The 25456-nt window shown below is 69.5% G+C and carries 13 protein-coding genes and 1 other RNA gene; 11 read left to right on the top strand and 3 right to left on the bottom strand.

Annotated features, from left to right (window positions below; all coding sequences use genetic code 11):
• The 3 genes from IE252_RS25850 to ssrA all read left to right on the top strand — a co-directional run bounded on the left by IE252_RS25850 (position 1) and on the right by ssrA (position 2139).
• Positions 1-1173 carry a S41 family peptidase gene (locus IE252_RS25850; protein WP_190091859.1) on the top strand — a complete coding sequence of 391 codons (1173 nt, stop codon included), beginning with the start codon at positions 1-3 and terminating at the stop codon, positions 1171-1173.
• An 18-nt stretch (positions 1174-1191) separates the two neighbouring features.
• Positions 1192-1689 (top strand): SsrA-binding protein SmpB, encoded by a 498-nt coding sequence (smpB, locus tag IE252_RS25845; RefSeq protein WP_190091858.1) that lies wholly within the window; start codon positions 1192-1194, stop codon positions 1687-1689.
• A gap of 80 nt (positions 1690-1769) precedes the next feature.
• Positions 1770-2139: a transfer-messenger RNA gene (ssrA, locus tag IE252_RS25840) on the top strand.
• A gap of 149 nt (positions 2140-2288) precedes the next feature.
• Here ssrA and IE252_RS25835 read toward each other — a convergent pair.
• On the bottom strand, positions 2289-3557 hold the full coding sequence (locus IE252_RS25835; protein WP_229848787.1) for an MFS transporter: 1269 nt from the start codon (positions 3555-3557) through the stop codon (positions 2289-2291).
• Positions 3558-3682: 125 nt separating this feature from the next.
• On the opposite strand from IE252_RS25835, the gene IE252_RS25830 reads away from it, so the two are divergent.
• The 4 genes from IE252_RS25830 to IE252_RS25815 all read left to right on the top strand — a co-directional run bounded on the left by IE252_RS25830 (position 3683) and on the right by IE252_RS25815 (position 9111).
• A complete protein-coding gene (locus IE252_RS25830) occupies positions 3683-4642 on the top strand; it encodes a LysR family transcriptional regulator (RefSeq protein WP_190091857.1) in 960 nt (319 codons plus the stop codon).
• 283 nt (positions 4643-4925) lie between these two features.
• Entirely contained in the window at positions 4926-5609 is a 684-nt protein-coding gene (locus IE252_RS25825; RefSeq protein ID WP_190091856.1) for a hypothetical protein, read from the top strand.
• Between the two features lie 71 nt (positions 5610-5680).
• A complete protein-coding gene (locus tag IE252_RS25820; protein ID WP_190091912.1) occupies positions 5681-7810 on the top strand; it encodes a bifunctional polysaccharide deacetylase/glycosyltransferase family 2 protein in 2130 nt (709 codons plus the stop codon).
• A complete protein-coding gene (locus tag IE252_RS25815) occupies positions 7807-9111 on the top strand; it encodes an acyltransferase family protein (protein WP_190091855.1) in 1305 nt (434 codons plus the stop codon). The genes IE252_RS25820 and IE252_RS25815 overlap by 4 nt, the downstream gene beginning before the upstream one ends.
• A gap of 57 nt (positions 9112-9168) precedes the next feature.
• Here IE252_RS25815 and IE252_RS25810 read toward each other — a convergent pair whose 3' ends face one another.
• Entirely contained in the window at positions 9169-12639 is a 3471-nt protein-coding gene (locus IE252_RS25810; RefSeq protein ID WP_190091854.1) for an FG-GAP-like repeat-containing protein, read from the bottom strand.
• 554 nt (positions 12640-13193) lie between these two features.
• On the opposite strand from IE252_RS25810, the gene IE252_RS25805 reads away from it, so the two are divergent.
• The gene (locus tag IE252_RS25805) at positions 13194-19838 is read left to right on the top strand and encodes an RHS repeat domain-containing protein (protein ID WP_190091853.1); all 6645 of its coding nucleotides are present in this window, start codon (positions 13194-13196) and stop codon (positions 19836-19838) included.
• Positions 19839-19875: 37 nt separating this feature from the next.
• Entirely contained in the window at positions 19876-20346 is a 471-nt protein-coding gene (locus IE252_RS25800) for a DUF1877 family protein (RefSeq protein WP_190091852.1), read from the top strand.
• An 868-nt stretch (positions 20347-21214) separates the two neighbouring features.
• Here IE252_RS25800 and IE252_RS25795 read toward each other — a convergent pair.
• Positions 21215-22420, bottom strand: coding sequence for a helix-turn-helix domain-containing protein (locus IE252_RS25795; RefSeq protein ID WP_190091851.1), 1206 nt, complete (start codon positions 22418-22420; stop codon positions 21215-21217).
• Positions 22421-22764: 344 nt separating this feature from the next.
• Between IE252_RS25795 and IE252_RS25790 the strand changes: the two genes are divergently transcribed.
• Positions 22765-24096, top strand: coding sequence for a nitrate/nitrite transporter (locus tag IE252_RS25790; RefSeq protein WP_190091850.1), 1332 nt, complete (start codon positions 22765-22767; stop codon positions 24094-24096).
• Between the two features lie 133 nt (positions 24097-24229).
• On the top strand, positions 24230-25369 hold the full coding sequence (locus IE252_RS25785) for a uroporphyrinogen-III synthase (RefSeq protein ID WP_190091849.1): 1140 nt from the start codon (positions 24230-24232) through the stop codon (positions 25367-25369).
• Positions 25370-25456: the final 87 nt, after the last annotated feature.

The raw sequence follows: 25456 nt of genomic DNA, 5'->3' as shown, positions 1-25456 counted from the left end.
ATGTCAGGTCCGGACAGCTGTCCCAGGTCCCGCGGAGTGCGCCGCGGGGCGACTCTGACATTGGTCTTCGTCTCGGTCCTGGCGACCGCCGCGGTGACCGGTTCGCTGCCGCAGGCCGAGGAGCGCCGCACCCCGCTGCACGCGCTGCCCGCCTCCGCCACCGAGCCCCGCGACCGCGGCGCGGACGTGGCCCGGGCCGCCGCCGAGGCGGTGGCCGACGGCAAGTCGGCGAGCCAGGCGGCCGCCGAGGCCGTCAGCCGCAGCGGCGACCGCTGGGGCGCGGTGTACGACCCGACGGCGTACGAGCAGTTCGAGGACGCCCTCGACGGGCGGTACACGGGCGTCGGCCTGTGGGCCCGGCGCACCGCCGACGGCCGCGTCGAGGTGACCCGCCTCCAGCCCGGGGGACCGGCCGCCCGCGCCGGGATCAGCGCGGGCGACCGGCTCCGTACGATCGACGGCCGCGCCCTCGACACCCTGCCGGTCACCGAGGTCGTCGCCCTGCTGCGCGGCGACGGGGCCACTCCGGGCAGCAGGGTCGTGCTCGGCCTGGAGCGCGCCGGGCGCACCTGGAGCGAGTTGCTGCGGCGGGCCGAGCTCACCACCGAGACCGTGACGGTGAGCGCGCTGCCCGGCGGCGACGTGATGATCAAGGTGGCGGCCTTCACCAAGGGCTCCGGCGAGCGGGTACGGAAGGCGGTCCGCGCGGCCCCCGGCGGCGCCGGCGTCCTCCTCGACCTGCGGGGCAACACCGGCGGCCTGGTCACCGAGGCCGCCTCGGCCGCCTCCGCCTTCCTCGACGGCGGCCTGGTCGCCACGTACGACGTGCACGGCCGCCAGCGCGCGCTGTACGCGGAGCGGGCCGGCGACACCGGCCGCCCCCTGGTCGTCCTGGTCGACAGCGGCACCATGAGTGCGGCCGAGCTGCTGACCGGCGCCCTGCAGGACCGGGGCCGGGCCGTCACGGTGGGCTCGCGCACCTTCGGCAAGGGCTCGGTCCAGATGCCGACCGACCTGCCGGACGGCTCGGTGGCCGAGCTGACCGTCGGCCACTACCGCACCCCGGCGGGCCACGGCGTCGACGGGAAGGGCATCACCCCGGACGTACCGGTCACCGACCGGGCCCAGGAGCGGGCCCAGGCGGTATTGAGTGGCCTCGGGGGGCGGTCGTAGTGCGAAAATGGCCGCACTATGGCTAAGGCAAAAGACAAGGACAAGGGCAGCGGGCGCAAGCTCGTCGCGCAGAACAAGAAGGCGCGGCACGACTACACCATCATCGACACCTACGAGTGCGGTCTCGTGCTCACCGGTACCGAGGTGAAGTCGCTGCGCCAGGGGCGGGCGTCGCTGGTCGACGGGTTCGTGCAGATCGACGGGGGCGAGGCCTGGCTGCACAACGTCCATGTGCCGGAGTACGCCCAGGGCACCTGGACCAACCACAGCGCGCGGCGCAAGCGGAAGCTGCTGATGCACCGCGCCGAGATCGACAAGCTGGAGTCCAAGTCGCAGGAGTCGGGTCACACGATCGTGCCCCTCGTCCTGTACTTCAAGGAGGGCCGGGCGAAGATCGAGATCGCGCTGGCGAAGGGCAAGAAGGAGTACGACAAGCGGCAGACGCTGCGCGAGAAGCAGGACACCCGGGAGACGAACCGGGCGATCTCGGCGGCCCGGCGGCGTCAGCGGGCCTAATACGCTGGCACCCGCCCACGTCGGTCACGTACGATGGGCTCTGCACCTCACAGCGGGTGCGCGCATTGAAAAATCAACATGGGGATGATCGGTTTCGACAGCGGATGTCGAAGCAGGGGAAGCGTGTCGAGGAAGCGGCAATGATCTCGTTAACCATATGTCGCAACCAATAATCGCCAACACCAAGCGCGATTCCTTCGCCCTCGCTGCCTAAGTAGCGACTTGCGAAGTGTCAGCCCGGGGGTGATCCCGACCCGGATCCTGGCATCATCAAGGGATCTAAACTTCTGAGCCCGGTCACGGGGCCCAGAAGGAAATCAAACAGTGACTGAGCCCGTCGGAGACTTGTTCGCGTGATCTCCGGGGCTGAGAAAATCGCAGCGAACTGCACACGGAGAAGCCCTGATTCCGCACCGTTGGACGCGGGTTCGATTCCCGCCATCTCCACGAGGTGAAGGTGGACCATGCTCGCAAACAGCGCGAGCCCGGTCCACCTCGTCCTCTTTCTGGGGGCATGACCCCCAGACCCCCTCATCCCATGTGAGACCAAGGCCCGGCCGCTACTACAGCGACCGGGCCTTTGTCGTACGCGCACGTCCTCACGCCCGGCGCCGTGCCGGGCCCGCCGCGCACGCCGCCAGTGCGAGGGCCGCCGCGCAGACCGGGGCGAGGTAGGCGGTCGGGGCCGAGGCGTGGTCGGTGAGCCAGCCGCCGGTGGCCGAGCCGGCCGCGATGCCGCCCAGGATCGCGGTGACCGCCAGGGTCATCCCCTCGTTCAGACGGCCCTCGGGGGTGAGGCGCTGGACCAGGGTCATCCCGGTGACCATCGTCGGCGCGGTCGCCGCGCCCGCCAGGAGCAGGGCACCCGCGAGGACGGCGAGCGAACCCGTACGGGCCGCCAGCAGCGGCAGGCACATCAGGGCCGTCATCGCGCCGACGCACACCAGCAGCCGCCGGGCGACGGAACGCGCGGGCCGCACCGAGCCGTAGACCAGACCCGCCGCACCCGACCCGGCGGCCTGGAGCGCCAGGACCGCGCCGCCCGACGGGCCGTGGCCGAGCCCCGACGCGTATGCCAGGGTCACCACCTCCATCGAGCCGAACACCGCGCCCGTGGCGAGGAAGACGGCGAGCAGCGGGGCGAGGCCGGGGGAGCGCAGGGGGGAGCGGGCCGTGGTGCGCGGGGCGACCGGGGGTTCCGTGGCGCGCTGGGCCGAGAAGATCAGCACGCCCGTCATCAGGAGCACCGCGCCCAGCAGCGTGCCCGCCTCCGGGAACAGGGCCGTGCACAGGAACGCGGCGGCCACCGGGCCCAGCATGAAGCAGAGTTCGTCCACGGCCTGCTCGAAGGAGTTGGCGGTGTGCAGGGCCGCCGGGTCGCCCCGGTGGACGTGCGCCCAGCGCGCCCTCGACATGCCGCCGGTGTTCGGGGTGGTGGCGGTCGCGGCGTACGCGGCGAACAGCGTCCAGTCCGGTGCGTCCAGGCGTACGCAGAGCAGCAGCGCCAGTGAGCCGAGGACCGCGAGCGCGGTGGCGGGCACGGCGACCCGGGCCTGGCCGTGGCGGTCGATGAGGCGGGCCGTCCAGGGCGCGACCAGGGCGGTCGCGGCGAGGCCGGTGGCGGTGACGGCTCCGGCGAGGGCGTACGAGCCGCGAGACCCGGCGATCATGATCACGGCGCTCACGCTGAACATGCCCATGGGCAGCCGCGCGATGAGGTTGCCCAGGGTGAAGGCGCGGGCGCCGGGGACGGCGAACAGGCGGCGGTAGGGGGTGGCCCGCGCTTTCGGAGCGCGGGGCTCGCGCTCGTACGGAACGGGCCCGGCGAGCACCAGCGTCGAACCCGAGACGGTCATCAGTTGCGGCATGCACCGAGCTTCGCCCGGGCCGGGCGCGGGCGTCCAACACCTGATCAGAGGCCATTCACGCATCTGCGTTGTCAGTCCTGGACGAGGGCTTCTGCTGTCGGCGTCGGTGCGGTTGACTGCCGTCCGTGACCCAGGACATCGACCCCCGGCTGCTGCGCGCCTTCACCGCCGTCGCCGAGGAACTGCACTTCACCCGGGCCGCCGCCCGGCTCTTCGTCGCCCAGCAGGCGCTCAGCCGGGACGTGCGGCGGCTCGAACGCGACCTGGGCGCCGAGCTGTTCGTACGGACCACACGCGCGGTGGAGCTCACCGCCGACGGCGCGCGGCTGCTGCCGTACGCGCGGCGGGTGCTCGCCGCGCACGACGAGCTGCGGACCGGCTGGGCGGCCGAGGCCCGTCCGCTGCTCGTCGACGTCAGCGCCTCGGTCGGCACCGGCCACCGGGTGCTGGTGCGGGCCCGCGAGGCGGCGGCCGGGCAGGAGTTCGTGGCGCGCTATCTGAGCGGGCTCACCGGGGCCGCCGCCGAGATCCTGGCCGGGCGCCTCGACGTCTCCTTCGGCCGGGTCGCAGGTCTCGACCCGTCGGTGCTGGCGGGCCTCTCGCACCAGCCCGTCCGGTACGAGCGGATGGCGGTGCTGCTCCCGTCCGGTCACCGCCTCGCGCATCTGGCGGAGGTGCCGGTGGACGCGCTCGCGGGCGAGACGCTGTACGCGGGGGCGGGCAATCCGGCCACCGCCGAGTGGACGGATCTGGCCGCGCGGCTCTTCGCCGGGCGGGGTGCGGAACTGGCCGCGCCGTTCCCGGAGATCTCCGGGAAGGAGGAGTTCGCCCGGGTGGTGCTGGGGCGCGGCTGGTCGGTGCTGGCCAGCACGGACTTCATGGAGATATCCGGGATGGTGCTGCGGCCGCTGGTCCGCCCCGTACCGCTGTCACCGGTGTCGCTGGTGTGGCGCAAGGGGCTGCACCACCCCGGCCTGGAGGTTCTCCAGGAGGTCGCCCGGCGGATGGAAAAGGCCGCAGGGTGGCTCGAACTGCCCCCTGAATACTGGCTTCCGGGGGAGGATCTGTCCCTCATGTCCGACTGATGCCTCTCTGTTGTTCCAGTTGAGGAACAACACTTGGCGCGTGAACTCGGCTCACAGCGGCGTGCGCTACATTCATTCCCCGGGTGCGGTGTGGTAGTGGGGGTGCGTGGAACGGGTGGGGACCCGGTCCGGAACGCAGCGCCCGCTAGAGGAGTGCGCGCAACCCGCGAATCATCCAGTGGGGAAGTGCGTACGCAAAGTGGACAATTGGCGAAAAGAAGCCCCTCCGGGGCGACCCCGGAACCCGTTCGAGGAGCCCCGTAGGCCGCTCGACGACTTCACGATGGAACTGAACGTCGCCGGACGCCTGCCGGGCAACGCCCCGGCGCAGGACGGGGCCCAGGACCGGACTCAGGACCACGTCCGGACCCAGGCGCAGCCCCAGTTCCAGGCCCAGGTCCAGACGCAGGTCCAGGCCCAGGTCCGCTTCCCGGCTCAGGACCTGGCGCAGGCGCCGGTCCCCGCGGGGGACCCCGACGGTCCCGTCTTCGTGGACGAGAGCGGCCGCCGCGGCAAGAACCTGCGCCGGCTCGGCTGGGTCTTCGGCCTGGCATGCACCTGCTACGCCGTGATGCTCGTAGGCAGCCTCATGGGCGGCAGCTCCCGCGCGCCCTGGCTCGGCATACCCGGCCCCGCGGCCAAGGAGAAGAAGACGGAGACGGTCCAGGTCACTCCGGCCCCCACCGACTCCCGCGCCCCCCGCCCGGGTACCAAGCCCGGCGCCTCCAAGGGCAAGGCGCACCCCTCGGCCAGTGGCTCCGCACGGGCCAAGGCCTCCGGCACCGCCAAGCCGGGCAGGACGAAGAACTCCGGCAAGCCCACCGGCGCCACCCCGCACCCCGGCACCTCGCAGAGCGCGAAGCCGATCGGCGGCCGCTCGGCGAGCCCCGGCCTCCCCACCGGCTCGTCCGGCGGCCCGACGGGCCTGTCGACGAAGCCGACTCCGCACTCTGGAGCCAGCACGTGAAAGCCCCTCGCCGTACGACCCGTCGTACGACTTCCGCCACGACCCCGCGCAAGAGACGCCGCAGACTGCCGATGCGCTATCTGCTGCCGCTGCTCTTCCTCGTCGCGCTCTTCGCGATGCTGATGCTGCGCGGGTACGTCCACAACGAGATACTCGCCGACCACCGCATCCGCCCGGACGCCTCCACCGACAGGGTGCCCGAGCACATCCTGGACGGCGGCCCGGTCATTGACGCGCGGGGCACGGGCAAGCCCACCAGCCTCGACATCCCCAAGCACAAGCTGGTGCTCACCTTCGACGACGGCCCGGACCCCACCTGGACCCCGAAGGTGCTCGACCAGCTGAAGAAGTACCACGCGCACGGCGTCTTCTTCGTCACCGGAGCCAACGCCGCCCGCTACCCCGATCTGATCAAGCGGATGGTCGACGAGGGCCACGAGGTCGGCCTGCACACCTTCAACCACCCCGACCTCTCCTACCAGTCGCACGCCCGCATCGACTGGGAGCTCGCGCAGAACCAGCTGGCCCTCGAAGGCGCCGCCGGCATCCGCACCTCCCTCTTCCGGCCGCCGTACTCGTCGTTCGCGGACGCGATCGACGACAAGAACTGGCCGGTGATCAAGTACGTGGGCAGCCGCGGGTACATCACCGCGCTGGACTCCACGGACAGTGAGGACTGGCAGCGCCCGGGCATCAAGACGATCGTCAAGAACGCCACGCCCAAGCACGGCAAGGGCGCCATCGTCCTGATGCACGACTCCGGCGGCGACCGCTCGCAGACCGTGGCCGCGCTCGACACCTTCCTGCCCGAGCTCCAGGGCAAGGGCTACACGTTCGTGAATCTGACCGAGGCCCTGAACGCGCCGAGCGCGCACACCCCGGTCACCGGCATGGACCTGTGGAAGGGCAAGGCGTTCGTCTTCGCCGTCCAGGTCTCCGAGCACACCACCGACGTCCTGGTGGGCGGACTCGCCGTGATCGGCGTGCTGGTCTTCGCCCGGTTCGGCCTGATGCTGATCCTCTCCTTCCTGCACGCGCGCAAGGTGCGGGCGCGCGGGTTCCGCTGGGGTCCCGAGGTGATCGAGCCGGTCTCGGTGATCGTCCCCGCGTACAACGAGCGCGAGTGCATCGCCAACACCGTGCGCTCGCTGATGGCCAGCGACCACCCCATCGAGGTGCTCGTCGTCGACGACGGCTCCACCGACGGCACCGCCGACATCGTCGAGGCGATGTGGCTGCCGAACGTCCGGGTGATCCGCCAGCCCAACGGCGGCAAGCCGTCGGCGCTCAACAACGGCATCAGGCACGCCCGGTACGACATCGTCGTGATGATGGACGGCGACACCGTCTTCGAGCCGTCGACCGTACGCGAGCTGGTGCAGCCGTTCGGCGACCCGAAGGTCGGCGCGGTCGCGGGCAACGCCAAGGTGGGCAACCGCGACTCGCTCATCGGCGCCTGGCAGCACATCGAGTACGTGATGGGCTTCAACCTGGACCGCCGGATGTACGACGTGCTCGGCTGCATGCCGACCATCCCCGGCGCGGTCGGCGCCTTCCGCCGCACCGCCCTGGAGCGGGTCGGCGGCATCAGCGAGGACACCCTCGCCGAGGACACCGACGTCACCATGGCGATGCACCGCGACGGCTGGCGGGTCGTGTACGCGGAGAACGCGCGCGCCTGGACCGAGGCGCCGGAGTCCGTACAGCAGCTCTGGTCGCAGCGCTACCGCTGGTCGTACGGCACGATGCAGGCGATCTGGAAGCACCGCCGCGCGGTCTTCGAGCGCGGCCCCTCGGGCCGCTTCGGCCGCGTGGGCCTGCCCCTGGTCTCGCTCTTCATGGTCCTGGCCCCGCTCCTGGCCCCCCTGATCGACGTGTTCCTCCTGTACGGCCTGGTCTTCGGCCCGACGCAGAAGACCGTGCTGGCGTGGCTGGGCGTGCTGGTGATCCAACTGGTCTGCGCGGCCTACGCGTTCCGCCTGGACCGCGAACGCCTCACCCACCTGGTGTCCCTCCCGCTCCAGCAGGTCCTCTACCGCCAGCTGATGTACGTGGTGCTCCTCCAGTCCTGGATCACCGCCCTCACCGGGGGCCGGCTGCGGTGGCAGAAGCTGCGGCGGACGGGGGTCGTGGAGGCGCCGGGGGGCATTCCGGCGCAGCGAGGCAGCAAGGAGAACATCGACCGGAGGCCCGTCGCATGACCACCACCGAGCCCACGGGCGCCTGGCCGCAGCCCGGCCCGTACGGAACGAACGAGCCCGGCGCGGCTCCCTACGCCGAGCAGGGCGCGGGCCACCACCCCGAGCAGGCGGGAGGAGAACCCCGCTACCTGTCTCCGCCGGCGGCGGCCCTGCGCCACAAGCCCGAGGCGCCCGCGCCCGCCAAGCCCGGCCGCGACCGCTACTTCGACCTGCTCAGGGCGCTGGCCCTGTTCCGTGTCGTCCTCTACCACCTCATGGGCTGGGCCTGGCTGCCGCTGGCCTTCCCCTCCATGGGCGTCATGTTCGCCCTCGCGGGCAACCTCATGGGACGCTCCCTCAAGCGCCCGGCACCCCAGGTGATCCGCGGCCGGATGCGGCGGCTGCTGCCGCCGATGTGGCTGCTGGGCGCGATCGGGGTGACCGGCATGATCGCTCAGGGCTGGGGCCCCGACGCGGACGGGCACCCGGGCTGGTGGTGGACGCACCTGCTCTTCTGGATCGTCCCGCTGAGCGACCCTCCGTACGCGTCCGACCTGCCCGGCATCCACGGCTTCCTGGACGGCTCCTGGGCGGGCAACGTCGCCGAGCCGCTCTGGTACCTGCGCGCCTACCTCTGGTACGTCCTGCTGTCGCCGGTGATCCTGCGGTATCTGCGCAAGGTGCCGTGGACGACGATCCTGGCGCCGCTGGTGTTGTCGGCGGTCATGACCCTCGGCAGCTTCGACATTCCGGAGCGGATCGACTCCGCGGTCACCGACTTCTCCACCTTCGGTGCCTGCTGGATCCTGGGCATGGCCCACCAGCAGGGCATCCTGCGCCGTGTGCCGCGGTACATCGTCCCGGCGGTGGTCCCGTTCATCCTCGGGGCCGGCCTCTGGTGGGCCATGCGGAACGACTTCGGCGGCGAGAACGAGCTGGACGGCATCCCGCTCGCCCAGGCCCTCTGGTCGTTCGGCGCCGTTCTGCTGCTCCTCCATTTCAGCCCCTCGTGGTCCGAGTGGCCGCCGCGGCTGCGCCGTTGGGACCGGCTGATCACCCTGCTCAACTCGCGCGCGGTGACGGTCTACCTCTGGCACAACGTGTGCATCCTCGCCGCCGCGACGATGTGGGACCAGCTGTGGGGCGTCGGCTCCCTGGGCGAGAGCGTGCCGTGGCTGCTGGACAGCCCCTGGCCGGTGCTCGCCTTCACCTGGACCCTGATCGGCCTGTGCGTCCTGAGCTTCGGCTGGGTCGAGGACGTGGCCGCCAAGCGCAGCCCGAGACTTTGGCCGGACGGCAGGCCGAGGAAGGCCGAGCGCTGAGCACATGAGGAACGACAGAGGGGCCCGGACGATTCGTCCGGGCCCCTCTTCGTGCGCTCAGCCGATGGCGAGCTTCGACTGCCAGCCGCTGTTGATCTGGATCCCGGCGGTCGGCATCGTGGTGCGGCCACCGGCGTAGAAGCGGACCGTTCCGTCCGCCTTGATCACCCAGATGTCGGAGATGCCGTCTCCGTCGGCGTCGGGAGTGCCGTAGAGGAGCCGGATGTTGCTCCGACCCCAGCTGGAGGCGCCATAGACCCCGTCGGAGCCGTTGGCCGAACCGGCGGCGCTTGCCAGCGACTTCAGATCGACCCCGCCGGTGGCGGCCTTCTTGCCGACGCGCAGCGCGAGTTGCCCGGCGCTGTCGCTGCGGTAGATGAGGTCGGCGGTGCCGTCGCCCGTGACGTCCTGGACGGTGACGATGTCACGGGTGCTCCAGGCGTCGGGTGACAGCTGGACCGCCTGGTCGACGGTGGCGCCGTTGTAACCGACCAGGGCCCAGAAGGCGTCGCCGACCCGGAGGAAGAAGTCCGGCTTGCCGTCACCGGTGGCGTCTCCGGCGGCGACGATCTGCGTGATGGAGGCAGGGCTCGGCGCGTTCGACGGCAGCAGGATCTCCTGGCGCTTGTCGATGTTGACCGCGCCGTATCCGTCGCCGGGATAGACCCACAGCTTGCCTTCGCGGACGGCGACGAGATCCTGGAGGCCGTCGCCCCCGTAGACGTCACCAAGGTGCGCGATCAGCGTGTTCTTCCAGTAGCCGCTCGGGGCCGCGGTGTAGATCGGCCTGCCGTCCGAGCCGTTGGGGTCCTTGTCGGGATTGCCGCGGTACCCGCCGGACATGGAGTAGCCGAGGTTGCCGCTGCCCTTGCTCAGGTCCGGAAGGGCCTGGGAGGGGTAGGTGCGCAGGTCGCCGTCGCCGCTGATCACCATCAGGTCCGGCAGCTTGTCGCCGGTGAGGTCGCCCGGGGAGTCGGCCGAGTCCCGCGGGGTCACGTAGAAGAGGTACTTGCGGGGTTCGGACCTGTTGTTCGCCGCATCAACAGCCCGTACGTACAGGACGATCGGGCCCGCCATAGGCGGCTTGGCCTTGGAAGCGACGGTGGTCGGCGATCCGGCGGTCCGGTTGACGGAGAAGTTGTACGCGCCGCCGTTGTAGCTGTACTCGAACTTCGTGACGTCGTTCTGGGCGGTGCGGAACGTGAACGAGCCCTCTTCGCCGAACTTCTTGGTGCTCCATACGGAGTCCTCGGGATCGTTCCAGAATCCGTTGTCGCTCTGGTCGGCGTCGGGGAAGTCCGTCGAGGCGACGACGGGCGGGCTCGGTCTTTGGTTGTCGAAGACGAACCGGCACGGGATGTCGGCAGGGGAGTATCTGCTCGACGTGGCGCCGTACTTGTCGACGGCGATGACGCGCCACGAGTAGGTGGCACCGCTCTGCAGCCCGCTCGTCGAGAACGGATCGGTGTGCACCCTCGCGGACGACGTCTGACTGCCGACGGAGACGTTGCCCTTGTTGCCGAGGAGGTTGTTGTTGGTGGGGCTGGTGCCCGCTTTCCAGAGCTGGAAGCGGAGCGAGGCCAGGTTGTCGTCCCTGTCCTTGGCCCCGGCCCAGAAAGTCAGCTGAGAGGCGCCGACGTTGACGTACGGGGCGGTGGTGTCGCAGCTCAGATCCGGGTCGAGGTCGAGTCCGGTCGGGGGCTCGGGGCGCCGGTTGTACGAGAGGTCGACGTACGGGTCGTTGCCACCGTCCGCCTGGATCTTCTTCCAGGCGTACTGGGAGTCCTCCGTTGCGGCGCGCAGACCGATGGTCAGGGTCTTCCAGCCGTTCGTGACCGCGCGCTGTGCGGTGGGCGTGATCTTGAAGGCCTCGTAGTCGTCCGGGCAGGACCCGGACTTCCAGCCATGGGCGAAGCTACGGCTGGCCAGCTTGTTGCCGCTGGTCATCTTCGGCGCGGTGTTCCACGTCGTCCTGGAGCTGATCTGACCGGTGAGATAGATGTCCATCCGTCGTGCGTCGCACGACCACGAGTAGGTCTCCAGGATGCGCAAGGTCGCGTCGGAGACGATGGCGTCCTTGAGGTCGTCGTCCCAGTCGATGGTGAAGAAGGACCGGGACGTCCCCCAGGTGTCGGATTCGAACCCCACCCGGGCCTCGTGGGTGCCGCCCTTGTTGAAGTTCCGGCCGTTGTAGAAGTTGGCGTTCGGGTGACGGTCGTAAGCCGTGGTCCAGTCGTTGGTGTGCTTCTTGACGGACGGGTCGATGAAGACCGGATACACCGTGGACGAGTCGTTGAGGAAGTCCTGATCTGCCGTCAGAACCCAGTCGGATCCCTGGAGATCGACGTCAGCGAGTGCGCCGTGGGAGGCGGGCTGCGGCCCGGACAGGGCAGCCAGGCCCAGCGTCGCGTCCGGCCCGGTCCGGGTGGGCTCGGGCGAGGCCTCCGGAGGGATCGGCGGAGGCGTGAGGTTGGGCCGGACGATCGAAGGGTCGGGCGCGACGTCCGACGGCCCGGGCAGCACCTCCTTCCAGACGTCGCCCCGGTCCGTGTCGTCGCCCGCGCCGGACGGCTGTGGCGAGGCCGTGGGCGTCTCCCCGCCCGACGCCGAGCCGTCCGGTGTGTCCGTCGGGGTCGGCTCGGGCGGTGGCGGCGTACCCGTTCCCCCGCCTCCGCTGTCGGTGCTGGCCGGAGCCCCCGCGCTGTCCCACATCAGCGGGGTGGGTGACTCGGCGACGTCATCTCCGCCGCCGTCCTTCGCGGTGAGGATGCGCGTGGTGGGGTCGAGTGAGAAGTTGAGATCGGGAGAGGAGAGCCCGTACGCGAGGCGCGCCACCTGCGGATTGGCTGCGGCCTGACGGCTTTTGACCACCAGGAGCTGAGCGAAGCCGCCGTCGTCGGCGGTCAGGACCAGGTCCGCGCCCGGCAGGATCTCCGGGTAGAGCGCACGCGAGCCGTCGATCACCGGCTGGGGGATCGGTCCCGGCCAGGTCAGCGCGATGTCGTGGCCACCGGTCGACAGGGTGACGAGGGTGTTGCCGGTCGCGGTGGCGGCGTTGGGCGCGGCGGGTGCGAGCAGGGGAACGCGGCGGGCCCGGTCACGCGAGGCGCGCTCGGTCCCGCTGCCGGAGGCGCCGGCGGAGAAGGTCATCCGCACGTTCGTCGCTTTGGGGGACCAGCCGTTGCTGACCTTGATCAAAGTGGGGTCGATCGCCTTCCATTCGCCACCCACTTTGGCTCGGATCGGACTTGCGTGGATGCGCCGTTGGAGCATTCCGTCCGGGCGGGCCCAGGTGGTCGAATACGCGGTACGCAGTGCCGCTGCTTCCACCGCCTTTCCGGTCCGCTTCGCCTTGGCCGCAGCCCCGGCCTCGTCCAGTGGCGCGGCGTTTTCGGTGGACCGCGGCTTCTTGTGGCTGCCCCCGGAATCATTCAGGCCGATATAGGTCACGCCCGAAGCCACCACAACAGCCGCTGCCATGGCGGCTGTTGCTTTGCGTCCGGGCATGCGGCGCGCTCTGCTCGTCATGCGCGAGGTTCCCTTCCCCCCTCGTGCCGGCGTCGCTACGGACCACCGACCGGGCACTTCCTGTCGTCACGCCCTGCCGCTTCTGTGCGCGAGACGTGAAGATGCGACCAGATCATTGCTCAAGAGGGGAGCGCCGTCACGCCCGATCTGTCACCCCGCGCACTCGCCGACTCACCTTCGGCAGCTGTGCGCTTGCCGTGCGCGCGAAAGTCGAACCAGGTCCTCCGAGCGGAAATGACCCCATCAATTGATCACTTTTCATGGCCGAACGGTTCATATCCGTGAGCTGATTAGCGACAGTTGCTCCCGAACAGGCCGAGCTATCTGTTCTCCGCCGATCAGGATCTATTCCTGCTCCCCTGGGCGGGATACTGCACTCCCTGCCCCGATGGTGTGGTTGAGGCGATACGCGGCGTGGTTATTTTCACTGATCACGTATATCCCTGGCTTTCTTCACAACGGGCACACAGAATCAGCGCGTTCTGAAGCGGCATCACCTGTGTTCCTTCCAGGCGCCGTCCGTTGACGTCCGGGGGGACTTCACCGTGTTTGTCATGCCGCTGTCCGCACGTGGTCGGCGCCGCCGTGCCTCAGCGCTCTCAGCCGTGTGCGCGGCCCTGGCGATCGCCCTGCTGCCCACGCCCGCGCTCGCGCAGCCGCCGGACCCGGCCAGGGACGAGGTGCCGCGTGACGCCCTGGTCCTGGAGAGCCTCCACCAGGACCAGCTGATCAAGGGCGGGACCCGGGACCCGAAGCTCGACCGCATCGATGTCGCGGCTCCGGCGAACACCACCGACGCTCCCGCGGGCACCACCACACCCCCCGTCGCGGGCACGGCTTCGGTCACCTTCTCCTCCAGCGCGCAGCAGACGGCCCTCCGTGCGGGGTCCGCCACCGCGACTCCGGCCGGTCTGGAGCCTGTGGGAACCCTCCCGGTGAAGCTCGGCCAGGCCCCGGGAGCCTCCGTACCCACGGGCACCTGGCAGGTGGGTGTGTCCGCCCGTACGGCCGCCGAGTCCGACGGCGTGGACGGCGCGGTCGTCACCGTGACGGCCCCGGCGGGTGCTTCCGTGCCGGTGTCCGTGCAGCTCGACTACAAGACGTACGCGAACCTCTACGGCGCCGACTGGGCCTCCCGGCTGCACTTCGTGCAGTTCCCCGAGTGCTACCTGACCACGCCGGACGTGGAGGAGTGCCGGGCCTACCAGGACCTGGAGACCGTCAACGACACCGACGGCAAGACGATCACCGCGACCGTCGACACCGCCGCAGACGGCACGGTGACCCCGGCTGCCGCCCCCCGGGCCGCCGCTCCCTCCGGCGTCATGCAGGCGGCGTACGTCCAGCCGGTCGCCGCCGGCGGGGACAAGGCGGTCATCGGCGCGGTCGACTCCGGCGCGGGCAACGGAGGCTCGTTCAAGGCCACCCCGCTCGCGGGCGACGGCAAGTGGGCGGCCGGAAGCTCTTCCGGCGCCTTCACCTGGTCGTACCCCGTGACGGTGCCGCCCGCCCCCGCGGGCCCGGCCCCGAAGATCTCCTTCGAGTACTCGTCCCAGACCGTCGACGGCAAGACGTCCACCAGCTCGCCGCAGGCCTCGTGGATCGGTGAGGGCTGGACGTACGAGCCCGGCCACATCGAGCGCCGCTACCGCGCCTGCCAGGACGACCGCAAGGACACCGACGCCGGGGCACCCAACAACAAGGACAAGAAGTACAAGACGTCCGACCTGTGCTGGGTCTCGTACAACGCGGTCATGTCGCTCGGCGGCCGGACGACCGAGCTGGTGCGGGTCGGCACCACGGACACCTACCGTCCGCAGAACGACGACGGCACCCGCGTCGAGCTCAGGACCGGCGGTGACAACGGGGACAACAACGGTGAGTACTGGGTGGTCACCACCACCGATGGGACCCAGTACTTCTACGGCCTCAACAAGGTCGGCGGCAGCCACGCCGACACCAACTCCGTCTTCACCGTCCCGGTCTACGGCAACCACCCCGGCGAGCCCTGCTACGCCACGGCGTTCGCCGACTCCCGCTGCGCCGAAGGCACCACCAAGAAGCAGCAGGCCTGGCACTGGGGTCTGGACAAGGTCGTCGACGTCCACGGCAACGCCATGGTCGTCAACTGGGCCCAGGAGACGAACTACTACGCCCCCAACAAGAAGTTCAAGTCACCCGAGAAGTACATCCGCGGCGGCTATCCGACGAGCATCGAGTACGGGCTGCGCACCGGGTCGCTCACCTCTCCCTCGGCCCGTGTTGTCTTCAACACCAAGGAGCGCTGCCTGGCCGGCGCGACCGCCTGCGACGAGGCCAAGTTCAACAACACGGCGGATCCCGCCTCCTACCGTCCCTGGTGGGACGTCCCCGGCAACCTGAACTGCAAGTCCGACTCCAAGCTCTGTCCGGCATTCCCCTCCTTCTGGACCCGTAAGCGCCTGGAGTCGATCACCACCGAGGCAGCGCGCCCGGGCGTCACCGGTCTGGCCAAGGTCGATACGTACGGCCTTGAGCAGAGCTTCCCGCGCGACTGGTACGACACCTCGCCGGGCCTGTGGCTCACCAAGATCACCCGTCGGGGATACGCCCCGGGCGACAGCACCGGCACGCTCATGTCCAGCGCGGGCGTCAGCTTCGGCCCGTACGTCGTGGGCAGCGACCACCCTCTGCGCGGCTACCTCAAGGACAAGCAACTCCCCAACCTGGTTCCCAGGTCGTCCAGCGATCCCCGGCCGGGCTTCACGCGTCCGCGCATCGGCACGGTCGCCACGGAGCACGGGGCGGACATCGAGGTCCGCTACAAGGGCGGCTGCCGCACCGAGCCGTCGGTCGACCAGGACAAGAACACCGGCACGTGCTACCCGGTGCGATGGTCGCCGGACGGCGAGGAGGAGAAGCCCGCGCTCTCCTGGTTCAACAAGTACCTAGTCGACTCGGTCACGGAGACCGACCGGATCACCGGGGTCTCCGACCGCATCACGACGAACTACTCCTACTCCGGCGCGGCCTGGGGCAAGAGTGACGACGAGTTCACCAAGCCCGACCTGCGCACGTACAGCGAGTGGCGCGGCTTCCAGCAGGTGGCCACCACCAAGGGCAGCAAGAACACGCCGTCCGCCAGCAACCCGCAGACCCAGTCGTACGCCGTCACCCGCTACTTCCGGGGTGCGGGCGGCGCGGTCAAGGACTCCACCGGCACGGTGACGCTGGTCGCCGACGACCAGCCCCAGTACGGGGGGATGACCGCCGAGTCGATCACGTACGACGGCACCGGCGGCCGGGTGCTCAAGCGCACCCTCAACTTCCCGTGGTCCAAGCAGACCGCTTCGCGCGACCGCGACGGCGGTGCGGGCGCCCTGCTCGCCCACCGCACCGGGGTGGAGCGCACCGACGCGATCCAGACGGTCGACACCAGCTGGCAGGCGGTCCGCACCACGACCAAGGTCGACGACGACCACGGTCTGCCTGTCGAGGTCCAGACCGCCGTCGTCCGGCCCAACGGAACCGGGGGCGAGAGCCTCAGCGACTACACCTGTGCCAAGACGGACTACGTCCACAACGAGTCCGCGAACCTCATCGGACTGCCCAAGCAGATCCGCTCGACGAGTACGTCGTGTGCCGACTACGCCAACGCCGATGCGACGACGGAGCTGACGGGGGCCGCCCGGACGTCCTACGACGGTTTGGGCTACGGCGAGACCCCGGCCAAGGGGCTCGCCACCACGATCTCGGAGACCAATGGCGCGGGCAGTGCCTTCGGCCCTGCGGTGACGATGACGTACGACCCGCTGGGGCGCGTCCGTACGGTGAAGAAGCCGCTGGTCGGCACCACCGAGACCCAGTACACGCCGGGCGATGCGGGCGGACCCGTCACCTCGACGAAGGTCATCAACCCCAAGGGCTTCGCGACCACCACGACACTCGACCCCGGCCGTGCCCTGCCGTTGACCGTCACCGACCCCAACGGTCGTGTGGCGCGCACCGAGTACGACGCGCTCGGCCGCCTCGTGAAGGGCTGGACCCCGGCTCGCTCCTCGGGCACCCAGACGCCCGACGTCAAGATCACCTACCAGATGGCGGTGGCGACGGACAAGGAGACCAAGCCGACCGCCGTCACCGTCGAGAACATCAAGGACGACGGCACGTACGCCAAGCAGGTCACCGTCTACGACGGCCTGATGCGTGCCGTGCAGACCCAGAGCGAGGCGCACGGGCCCGGCCGGATCATCGCGGACACCCGCTACGACGACCACGGCCTCGTCCGGGAGCAGACGAACCCCTACCTGGCGGCGGGCGACCCGCAGACCGCACAGTTCAAGCGGGCCTCGGACAGCCTGGTTCCGAGCATGGCGCGGACGACGTACGACGGCCTGGAGCGCCCGGTCCGGGTTTCCACGCTCTTCAGCGGCAAGTCCGTCTACGCGGCGAGCACCAGCTACCAGGACACCAGCACGTTCTCCGTCCCGGCGGGCGGCGCGGCCCCTGCGGTGAAGACCCTCACGGACGCACGCGGCCGTGTCACCGCGATCCAGCACTTCACCAACCCGCAGTCCACCGAGTACCGCCAGACCAGCTACGAGTACGACGCCCGGGGCAACCGCTCGAAGGTCATCGACCCGGCGGGCAACGCCTGGACGTACACCTATGACGCCCGCAAGCGCCTGATCGCCTCGACCGACCCGGACACGGGTGAGACGACGTCGGGATACGACGACGCGGACCGCCTGGTGAGCGTGACCGACTCCCGGGGCAGCACGTACACGTCGTACGACGAGTTGAGCCGGATCGTCGCGGTCCGCGAAGGCTCCACGACGGCCTCGCCCGTGAAGGAGTTCTCGTTCGACACCCTGCCGGGTGCGCTCGGGCAGCCCGTCGAGTCGATCCGCCACGACAAGAGCGGCGACTACGTCAACAGGGTCACCGGCTACGACACGGGCTACCGGCCGACGGGCAAGGAGACGGTGGTCCCGGCCAATGCGATGACGACGGGCGTGTCCGGCACGTACGCGTACGCCTTCTCGTACACCCCGACCGGCAAGCCACTGTCGGTGACCCTGCCGGCGGTGGGCGGCTTGGCGGCGGAGAAGGTCGTCACGCGTTACAACAGCGATGGTCTGGCGGAGTCGACGTCGGGGCAGAGCTGGTACACGACGGACGTCACGTACTCCCCGTACGGCGAGCCGCTGCGCGTGGTGAGCGGCCCCCAGCCGTACCGGGTCTGGACGACGAACTTCGTCGACGAGCACACGGGCCGACTCCAGCGCACGGTCACGGACCGTGAGACGACCAACTCGCACCGGGTGAACAGCAGTTTCTACTCCTACGACGTGGCGGGCAACGTCACGTCCAACGCCCGCCAGCTCACGGACGCGGGCACGTCCGTCTGGGACAACCAGTGCTTCACGTACGACGCGATGGGGCAGCTGGTCCACGCCTGGACGTCCAACCTGACCCCGGGCACCACGTCAGTGGGCTGCAAGTCCGACAGTGGCCAGCAGTGGGGGTACAACGGGGACGGCACGGCGTCGGGCGGCCCGATCGCCAACGCGGCCGACACTGCCTCCGACAAGAGCAGCCCGGACGCGGCGCTCACCGCCTCGCTCAAGTCGGCCGCCCCGGCGGCCGGTTCGGTCGCGGGCGGGTCGACGGGCTACTGGGACAGCTACACCTTCGACGTCCTCGGCAACCGCGCGACCCATGTCAAGCACGACCCGGCGGACGCGACGAAGGACGTGTCCTTCCGGTACGGCTACGGCACGACGATCACGGGCAACGGCACCAGCCCGAGCACCCTGATCCAGCCCCACGTGCTGACGGACGTCACCTCGACTCCGTCGGGCAGCGGCAGCGCCTACGAGTACGACCGCACGGGCAACACCACGGTCCGCGACCTGGCCGACGTCACCCAGCGCTTCACCTGGACCCAGGAGCGCAAGGTCGACACGGTGACGGTCGACGGCGTCAAGACGCAGTACGTCTACGACGCCGAGGGCAACCGCGTCCTGGAGAACTCGCCGTCGGGCAGCGTGCTGTACCTGGGCGAGACGGAACTGACGACGGCGGCGGGGAAGGTCACGCGGGCGAGCCGTTCGTACGGTCAGGCGGGCGCGCCGACGGTGGTCCGGTCGACGACGGACGGCGCGACCTCGGGCCACAAACTGAGCGTCCTGCTGAGCGACCAGCTGGGGACGGCGTCGACGTCGGTGGAGCAGTCGCCGGGGCAGCCGATCACTCGCCGGGCGTTCAAGCCGTACGGGGAGGTGCGGGGGGCGAAGCCGGGGGCTTGGCCGAATAAGCGGACGTATCTGGGTGCCGGAATCGACGATACGGCCACCGATCTAACGCACCTGGGAGCCCGTGAATACGACCAAGCCAACGGCCACTTCCTCTCAGCCGACCCTGTGGTTGATGTTGCCGATCCGCTACAGGTAAATGGGTACGCCTACAGTCACAACAGTCCGATCTCTCGAAGCGACCCGACGGGACTCTACGACCCAGACCTTCAAGCGGAACGCCGGAGGGCAAGGAATGCCGCGATCAAGGATCAGTACACCTTGGCCCATGACACGGTGATTATGTGGTACCGCGATTACCTGCGAATATCCCTACCGATGGGTCCGGGTAAGGTCACCGTTGACCTTAGCCAGACGAGGAGGTTCTCGGATAGTGAAAACTATATCCGTGGAGTCAAAGGTGTAAAGTTCGGAGGCCGGGCGGACTTGCTTTACTGGACTTCTGACACGGTGTATGTGTGGGATGTCAAGCATGCGGGAGGTGAGGCCGAGAAGAAAGGAAAGGATGAGGTGCTTGACTACGTTGAAAAGCTCCAATTGCAGCTGAAGAAAGATAAATCTACGAGTCACCTGAACGTGGAAGTCGGGTTCGATCTTCCCGCGCTGGCTGGGCCGAACGTGTTCAAGAAGGGGGAGGTTATAGAATCCTACCCTTCGGCGATAAGCCCCGGTGTGATTGCCTATAAGAACCAAAGGGTCAAGCCTCGCAGCCCGGAGGCATCGCCTGAACGGGTTCCAGTGCGGACTCCGGCCAACGAACCATCCAGGCTCGGGAGGGTATGGGATGGTGCGCGGGACTGGTGGGGTAGCAACATCAACAACCACGACTGGTCCAAGTCACCTTGGGGCTACGGAGGTAGTCTGCTGCCGACGGGGCCGCTGATCCCGCTTTGGAGCTACTGATAAATTCCCTGTAGAAGGTAGGAGGAGAATGATGAAAATGGCTGCTTTCCCTGTGGCGCCGGGCGATGTTCAGTCGGGATTTCAGTTCGTGCTTACAAAATTCGGGTCCGTCGAGGAGGCGGACCTGGAGCGAAGTGAAGACGAGTGGGAGGTCTGTGATCTCGGGGAGGAGTGGGATATTATTCGACAGGTATTCTTGCTTGCTGGAGGCGCGGACGACATCTCTGATATGGCCGTCGAGGGTGACTATGTTCTCGGGGATGATGGGGCCGGGACAGTGTGCACGATTCTGGACTACGTTGACGTCCTTCGAGTGCGAGACTTCCTGGGTTCTGTAAGTCATGAATCCTTCCTCACTCATGCGGTGACTGTGGCGTCAAGGCTCTTCTCCGGTGAGATCCCTGAGGGGTATCTAAGTGATCTGGACGCCCGCATTTCGAGTCTGTGTGTGGTGTATGACAGGGCTGTAGTGTCGCGTGAAAACATGGCCTTCGTGTTTCAAGGATAAATTCTGGCGTCAGATTGGTGAAAGCTAGCGAAGCGGTAAAAGGCTTCGTTGGAAGTCGCATGAGCGAGTCATGGCGTGCATATGTTTGTGGCGAGGGGGGTGAAGTTGTGGTGTCGCCGCGAGCGGCGTACCCAATCCGCCTTCAGCGGTCCGTCAGCTGTTTCTGGGTGCACGGATGGGGGCTCCACGGCGCGGCCGATTTTGCTCACTGTGAAGGCTGTCCAACCGGGCTAGCTGCGGTGGGGTGATCTGTCAAGGGGGCTGGCATTCGATCGCAGGTACGTGCTCTTGCTGATGGAACTCAGCGCCCTGGCGATCTCGGGGCGCATCGAAGGCACCGGCAAGGTGGCCACGCGGATGTGAGTTCCGGGATCAGGAGCCTGGTCATGTGGATCGTGCGCAGCGGTTACCACGTTCGGCCGCTGTCCCGTGAGACCCGCAGTGTCAGTACTACCTGTGGCTCCCGTCGTTCGTACGCGGTCATGGCCGATCCCAAGCAATGCCCGAGTACTCGTGGAAGTGCCGCCCGACATGTCTGTCCCCCAGCGTGCAGTGCGGGCCGGATTGCCCGGCGCTGGTGTCCAGCACAGGTCAAGCCCGATCGGGCTGCCCTTGTCTGAGTCAGGCAGTTGCTCCGCGATATGGCGTGCCCTGTTCATCGGTCCAGCACCACCCCACCAAGCCGACCTCGATCCGCGTCGATCCCATGCTCACGCGGGTTGAACAGGCAGTCAGTGCAGCGCGGCATGGCGATGCTCCTCGTCAGCTGTGGCCATGCCCCCGGACCGGTCGCGCGACCGCGGAGGCTCTTGTCGGCTCATGCTGCTGCGACGAGAAGCCCGCGAGTTTCACGGCTTGTGAAACATCGTCACGTGACGCCTAGCCAGGCGGCGAACCCCGACAGTGACTCCTTGGTGCGGCGCTCCTGCTGCATCAGGGTCAGGAACGTCTCCCGCACCTGCGGATGGTTGCGGGTCTGCTCCGGAGCCACCTTTCGGGCGGCTTGGAGGGCCGTGAGCGCCTTCTCTCGGTTGCCGAAGTCCAGCCACCCCTTCGCCGCGTCCATGTACCAGTGGCCCGCCCGCACCGGCGCCACGGTGGTAGGCAGCCGGGTGTGGCGCGTCAGGCGGGCGATCTCCGGGCCCTCGTGCAGCTCCACCGCCGCCCCCAGCCGATGCATCGCCACATTCGTGGGGCCGAATTCCAGGCCGTAGTGGTTGGCGTCGCGGCCGAGGAGGCGGGCCGCATCCGTCGCCGCGTCGAGGTGAGCTTGGGCTTCGCCCGCGTTCCCGGCCCGCGCCGCGAACATGGCCGAGCGCAGGTGTACGGCGCCGTGCACGCTGAGCGCTCGCGCGTCCATGCGCGCGATGTCCTCGCCCAGGTCGTGGCGTACGCGGTCAAGAAGCCGCAGGCCGCGGTCGTACGCGGCGGCCTGGAAGAACAGCGTGGCGCGCTGCCACTGCGTCCGGCTGACGCGCAGCGGGTCGGCGGACTCCCGGGCCGCCCACTGCACCCGGTCCATCGCCTGGGAGCGAAGGTCGAACAGGCCCACGGTGTACGCGGTCGCCGTCACCCCCGAGTACGCCTCGGCCAAGAGCCCGAACAGTCGCTCGCGCTCGGTCCCGGCCGCCGCATGGCAGGCGCTCGACAACTCGTCGAGGAGCGCCGGAAGCATCCGGCCGAGGGCGGCGTACCGGCCCGCCCGGCCGAGCGCGGAGGCGCGGGCCACATCGGTGGCCAGCTCGGCCCGGGAGCGGATCGGCACGTCCTCCTCCGGCAGGTCCCACGACAGCATGGCCGTCTGGATGTCGGGAACCGTCGCGTGCACCCGGCCCCGCTGTGGGTCTTCGTACGGCTGCCCGGTGAGCTGATCCAGGCGGACGCCGAGCGCGCGGGCCGCCCCGGCGGTGAGTGACGGAGTGGCCGGCTTGTGGCCCCGCTCGACCTGGGCGATCAGGGACTTCGAGCACGGGATGCGCTGGGCGAGCTGGAGTTGGGTGAGGCCGCGAGCCTTGCGCGCTCTGGCGATGCGCCGCCCGATGCGGTCCGGGGTGCTGTCGTCGGCGTACGGCATCCTGAAACCCTTCGGATCTCGATGCATCGACGTTACTCCTGGCTGCCGCTCAGGACTGCTGGTCCACCCCGGCTCTCAGCGGGTGGGCCACGCCCAGGGCTCAGGCGGTGCCCCTCCCCGCTGTGCGACTGCGGACACCCCCGGTTCCATCCATCGCGCCCCGCCATGAAGAGTTGCCGCCGCAGCCGCGGGGGTGGGCCTCACCGCACCATCGCCTCCCCCGTGAACACAAGGTTGCCCGGCGGTCACGCGGCGGCACGGGGGTGAAACCCGGTCTCCCTACCGTCGGTGTCCGGAAACAGTCAGCGAGCACTCAGCAGGGACCGTCGATCAGGGAGGCGTCAATGAACGGCCGTTGGATCGAGGAGTGGGATCCCGAGGACGAGGTCTTCTGGGAGCGGACGGGGGAGCGGGTCGCCCGGCGCAACTTGTGGTTCTCCGTGTTCTCCGAGCACATCGGGTTCTCCATCTGGACCATGTGGTCGGTGATGGTCCTGTTCATGGGGCCCAAGTACCACGTCGACCCGGCGGGGAAGTTCTTCCTGATCTCGATGGCGACCTTCGTCGGGGCGCTCGTGCGGATCCCGTACACCTTCGCGGTCGCCAAGTTCGGTGGCCGGAACTGGACCGTCTTCAGCGCCCTGTCGCTGCTCGTGCCGACCGCCGCCGCGTACGTCGTGATGGAGCCCGGCACCTCGTACTCCACCTTCATGCTCGTCGCCGCCCTCGCCGGTATCGGGGGCGGGAACTTCGCCTCCTCCATGACCAATATCAATTCTTTCTTCCCCTTGAGGAAGAAAGGGTGGGCTCTGGGGCTCAACGCCGGGGGCGGCAACATCGGGGTGCCTGTCGTGCAGCTCATCGGGCTGCTGGTGATCGGGACGGCCGGGGCCACCCATCCGCGGATCGTCCTCGGCGTGTACGTGCCGCTCATCGTCGCCGCCGCCATCGGCGCCGCGCTCAAGATGGACAACCTCGCGCCCGTGAAGAACGACACCGGGGCCGCCCTGGAGGCCGTGCGGGACAAGCACACGTGGATCATGGCGCTGCTGTACATCGGGACCTTCGGGTCGTTCATCGGGTACAGCTTCGCCTTCGGGCTCGTGCTGCAGACCCAGTTCGGGCGCACCCCGCTCCAGGCCGCCTCCCTCACCTTCATCGGGCCGCTGCTCGGCTCGCTGATCCGGCCCGTGGGCGGGGCGTTCGCCGACCGGTTCGGGGGTGCGCGGATCACCTTGTGGACGTTCGCCGCCATGTCCCTGGCCACCAGCGTCGTGATCTTCGCTTCCGTACAGAAGTCGCTCGGCGTCTTCCTCGTCGGGTTCATCTCGCTCTTCGTGCTCAGCGGGCTCGGCAACGGCTCCACGTACAAGATGATCCCGGCGATCTTCCAGGCCAGGGCCGTCTCCCAGGGCATGACCGGTGAGACCGCGGCCGCTTACGGGCGGCGGCTGTCCGGGGCCGCGATGGGGCTCATCGGCGCCGTCGGCGCGCTCGGCGGGCTCGGGATCAACCTCGCCTTCCGCCAGTCGTTCCTGAGCAACGGCACGGGAACCGCCGCCTTCGTCTCCTTCCTCCTCTTCTACGCGGTCTGTTTCACGGCCACTTGGGCGGTGTACCTTCGCCGTCCGACCGCCGCGACCGCACCGTCCGAGCCCGTATACGCCGAGGTCTGACGGGGTCTAATAGGACACAGGGAGCGCGCCGCGGCCGTCCTCGCCGTAACACCGGGGACACGCGCGCGAACCGGGCCTGTCACGCGGGGTTGACAGGCTCGGTGCGACGCCGCACCACCCCGGTTGGAGAGCCATGGTCGACACACAGCACGGACCCCTCGCCGGCTTCACGGTCGGCGTCACCGCCGCGCGCCGGGCCGAAGAGCTGGGGGCGCTGCTCCAGCGACGCGGCGCCGCGGTGGTGCAGGGGCCCGCCCTGCGGATCGTGCCGCTCGCCAACGACAGCGAACTGCTCTCGGCCACCAAGGAGCTGATCGACGAGCCGCCGCACATCGTCGTGGCCACCACCGCGATCGGCTTCCGCGGCTGGGTGGAGGCCGCCGACGGCTGGGGGCTCGGCGAGTCGCTGCTCGCCCGGCTCGGCGACACCGAACTGCTCGCGCGCGGCCCGAAGGCGAAGGGCGCGATACGGGCGGCGGGGCTCACCGAGGAGTGGTCGCCCTCGTCCGACTCGATGGCCGAGGTCCTGGACCGGCTCCTGGAGCAGGGGGTCGAGGGCCGCCGGATAGCCGTCCAGCTGCACGGCGAACCGCTGCCCGGCTTCGTGGAGGCGCTGCGGGCCGGCGGCGCCCAGGTCGTCGGGGTGCCCGTCTACCGGTGGCTGCCGCCCGAGGACCTCGGCCCGCTCGACCGGCTGCTCGACCTCACCGTGGCGCGCGGACTCGACGCGGTGACCTTCACCAGCGCCCCCGCCGCCGCGTCCCTGTTCTCCCGCGCCGAGGAGCGCGGGATGCTCGACGAGCTGCTGCGGGCGCTCGACCGCGATGTGCTGGCCGCCTGCGTCGGGCCGGTCACCGCGCTGCCGCTGCAGGCGCGCGGGATCAAGACGGTGGCGCCCGAGCGGTTCCGGCTCGGGCCGCTTGTCCAACTGCTCTGCTGCGAACTGCCCGCCCGGGCGCGGGCCCTGCCGATCGCCGGGCGCCGGGTGGAGATCCGCGGCCACGCGGTCCTGGTCGACGGCGAGCTGCGGCCCGTCCCGCCCGCCGGGATGTCGCTGCTGCGCACCCTCGCCGCCCGCCCCGGCTGGGTGGTCTCCCGCGCCGACCTGCTGCGGGCCCTGCCGGGCTCGGGCACGGACGAGCACGCCGTGGAGACCGCGATGACCCGGCTGCGCACCGCCCTGGGCGCCCCCAAGCTCATCCAGACCGTGGTCAAGCGCGGCTACCGGCTGGCCCTGGACCCGGGGTCGGACGCCAAGTACGGCGACGACTGACGGGGCTGCCGAGTACGGGCCGCCCACCGCCCGGCCCGCGCCCCGGCAGGAGGGCTTCCGGCGTCGCCCCCTGGCGGGCACTCTGGA

It is taken from the genome of Streptomyces melanogenes, from assembly GCF_014649795.1.
In the GTDB taxonomy this organism is placed as follows: domain Bacteria; phylum Actinomycetota; class Actinomycetes; order Streptomycetales; family Streptomycetaceae; genus Streptomyces; species Streptomyces noboritoensis.
Note: the sequence above shows the minus strand (reverse complement) of the source record. Positions and strands in the feature narration are given on the sequence as shown.

What these genes read in the sequence shown, in the direction of transcription:
- IE252_RS25850 (WP_190091859.1), top strand. Translation starts at nt 1, where the DNA reads ATGTCAGGTCCGGACAGCTGTCCCAGGTCCCGCGGAGTGCGCCGCGGG.
- smpB (WP_190091858.1), top strand. Translation starts at nt 1,192, where the DNA reads ATGGCTAAGGCAAAAGACAAGGACAAGGGCAGCGGGCGCAAGCTCGTC.
- IE252_RS25835 (WP_229848787.1), bottom strand. Translation starts at nt 3,557, where the DNA reads ATGCCGCAACTGATGACCGTCTCGGGTTCGACGCTGGTGCTCGCCGGG.
- IE252_RS25825 (WP_190091856.1), top strand. Translation starts at nt 4,926, where the DNA reads ATGGAACTGAACGTCGCCGGACGCCTGCCGGGCAACGCCCCGGCGCAG.
- IE252_RS25820 (WP_190091912.1), top strand. Translation starts at nt 5,681, where the DNA reads ATGCGCTATCTGCTGCCGCTGCTCTTCCTCGTCGCGCTCTTCGCGATG.
- IE252_RS25815 (WP_190091855.1), top strand. Translation starts at nt 7,807, where the DNA reads ATGACCACCACCGAGCCCACGGGCGCCTGGCCGCAGCCCGGCCCGTAC.
- IE252_RS25810 (WP_190091854.1), bottom strand. Translation starts at nt 12,639, where the DNA reads ATGACGAGCAGAGCGCGCCGCATGCCCGGACGCAAAGCAACAGCCGCC.
- IE252_RS25805 (WP_190091853.1), top strand. Translation starts at nt 13,194, where the DNA reads ATGCCGCTGTCCGCACGTGGTCGGCGCCGCCGTGCCTCAGCGCTCTCA.
- IE252_RS25800 (WP_190091852.1), top strand. Translation starts at nt 19,876, where the DNA reads ATGGCTGCTTTCCCTGTGGCGCCGGGCGATGTTCAGTCGGGATTTCAG.
- IE252_RS25795 (WP_190091851.1), bottom strand. Translation starts at nt 22,420, where the DNA reads ATGCCGTACGCCGACGACAGCACCCCGGACCGCATCGGGCGGCGCATC.
- IE252_RS25790 (WP_190091850.1), top strand. Translation starts at nt 22,765, where the DNA reads ATGAACGGCCGTTGGATCGAGGAGTGGGATCCCGAGGACGAGGTCTTC.
- IE252_RS25785 (WP_190091849.1), top strand. Translation starts at nt 24,230, where the DNA reads ATGGTCGACACACAGCACGGACCCCTCGCCGGCTTCACGGTCGGCGTC.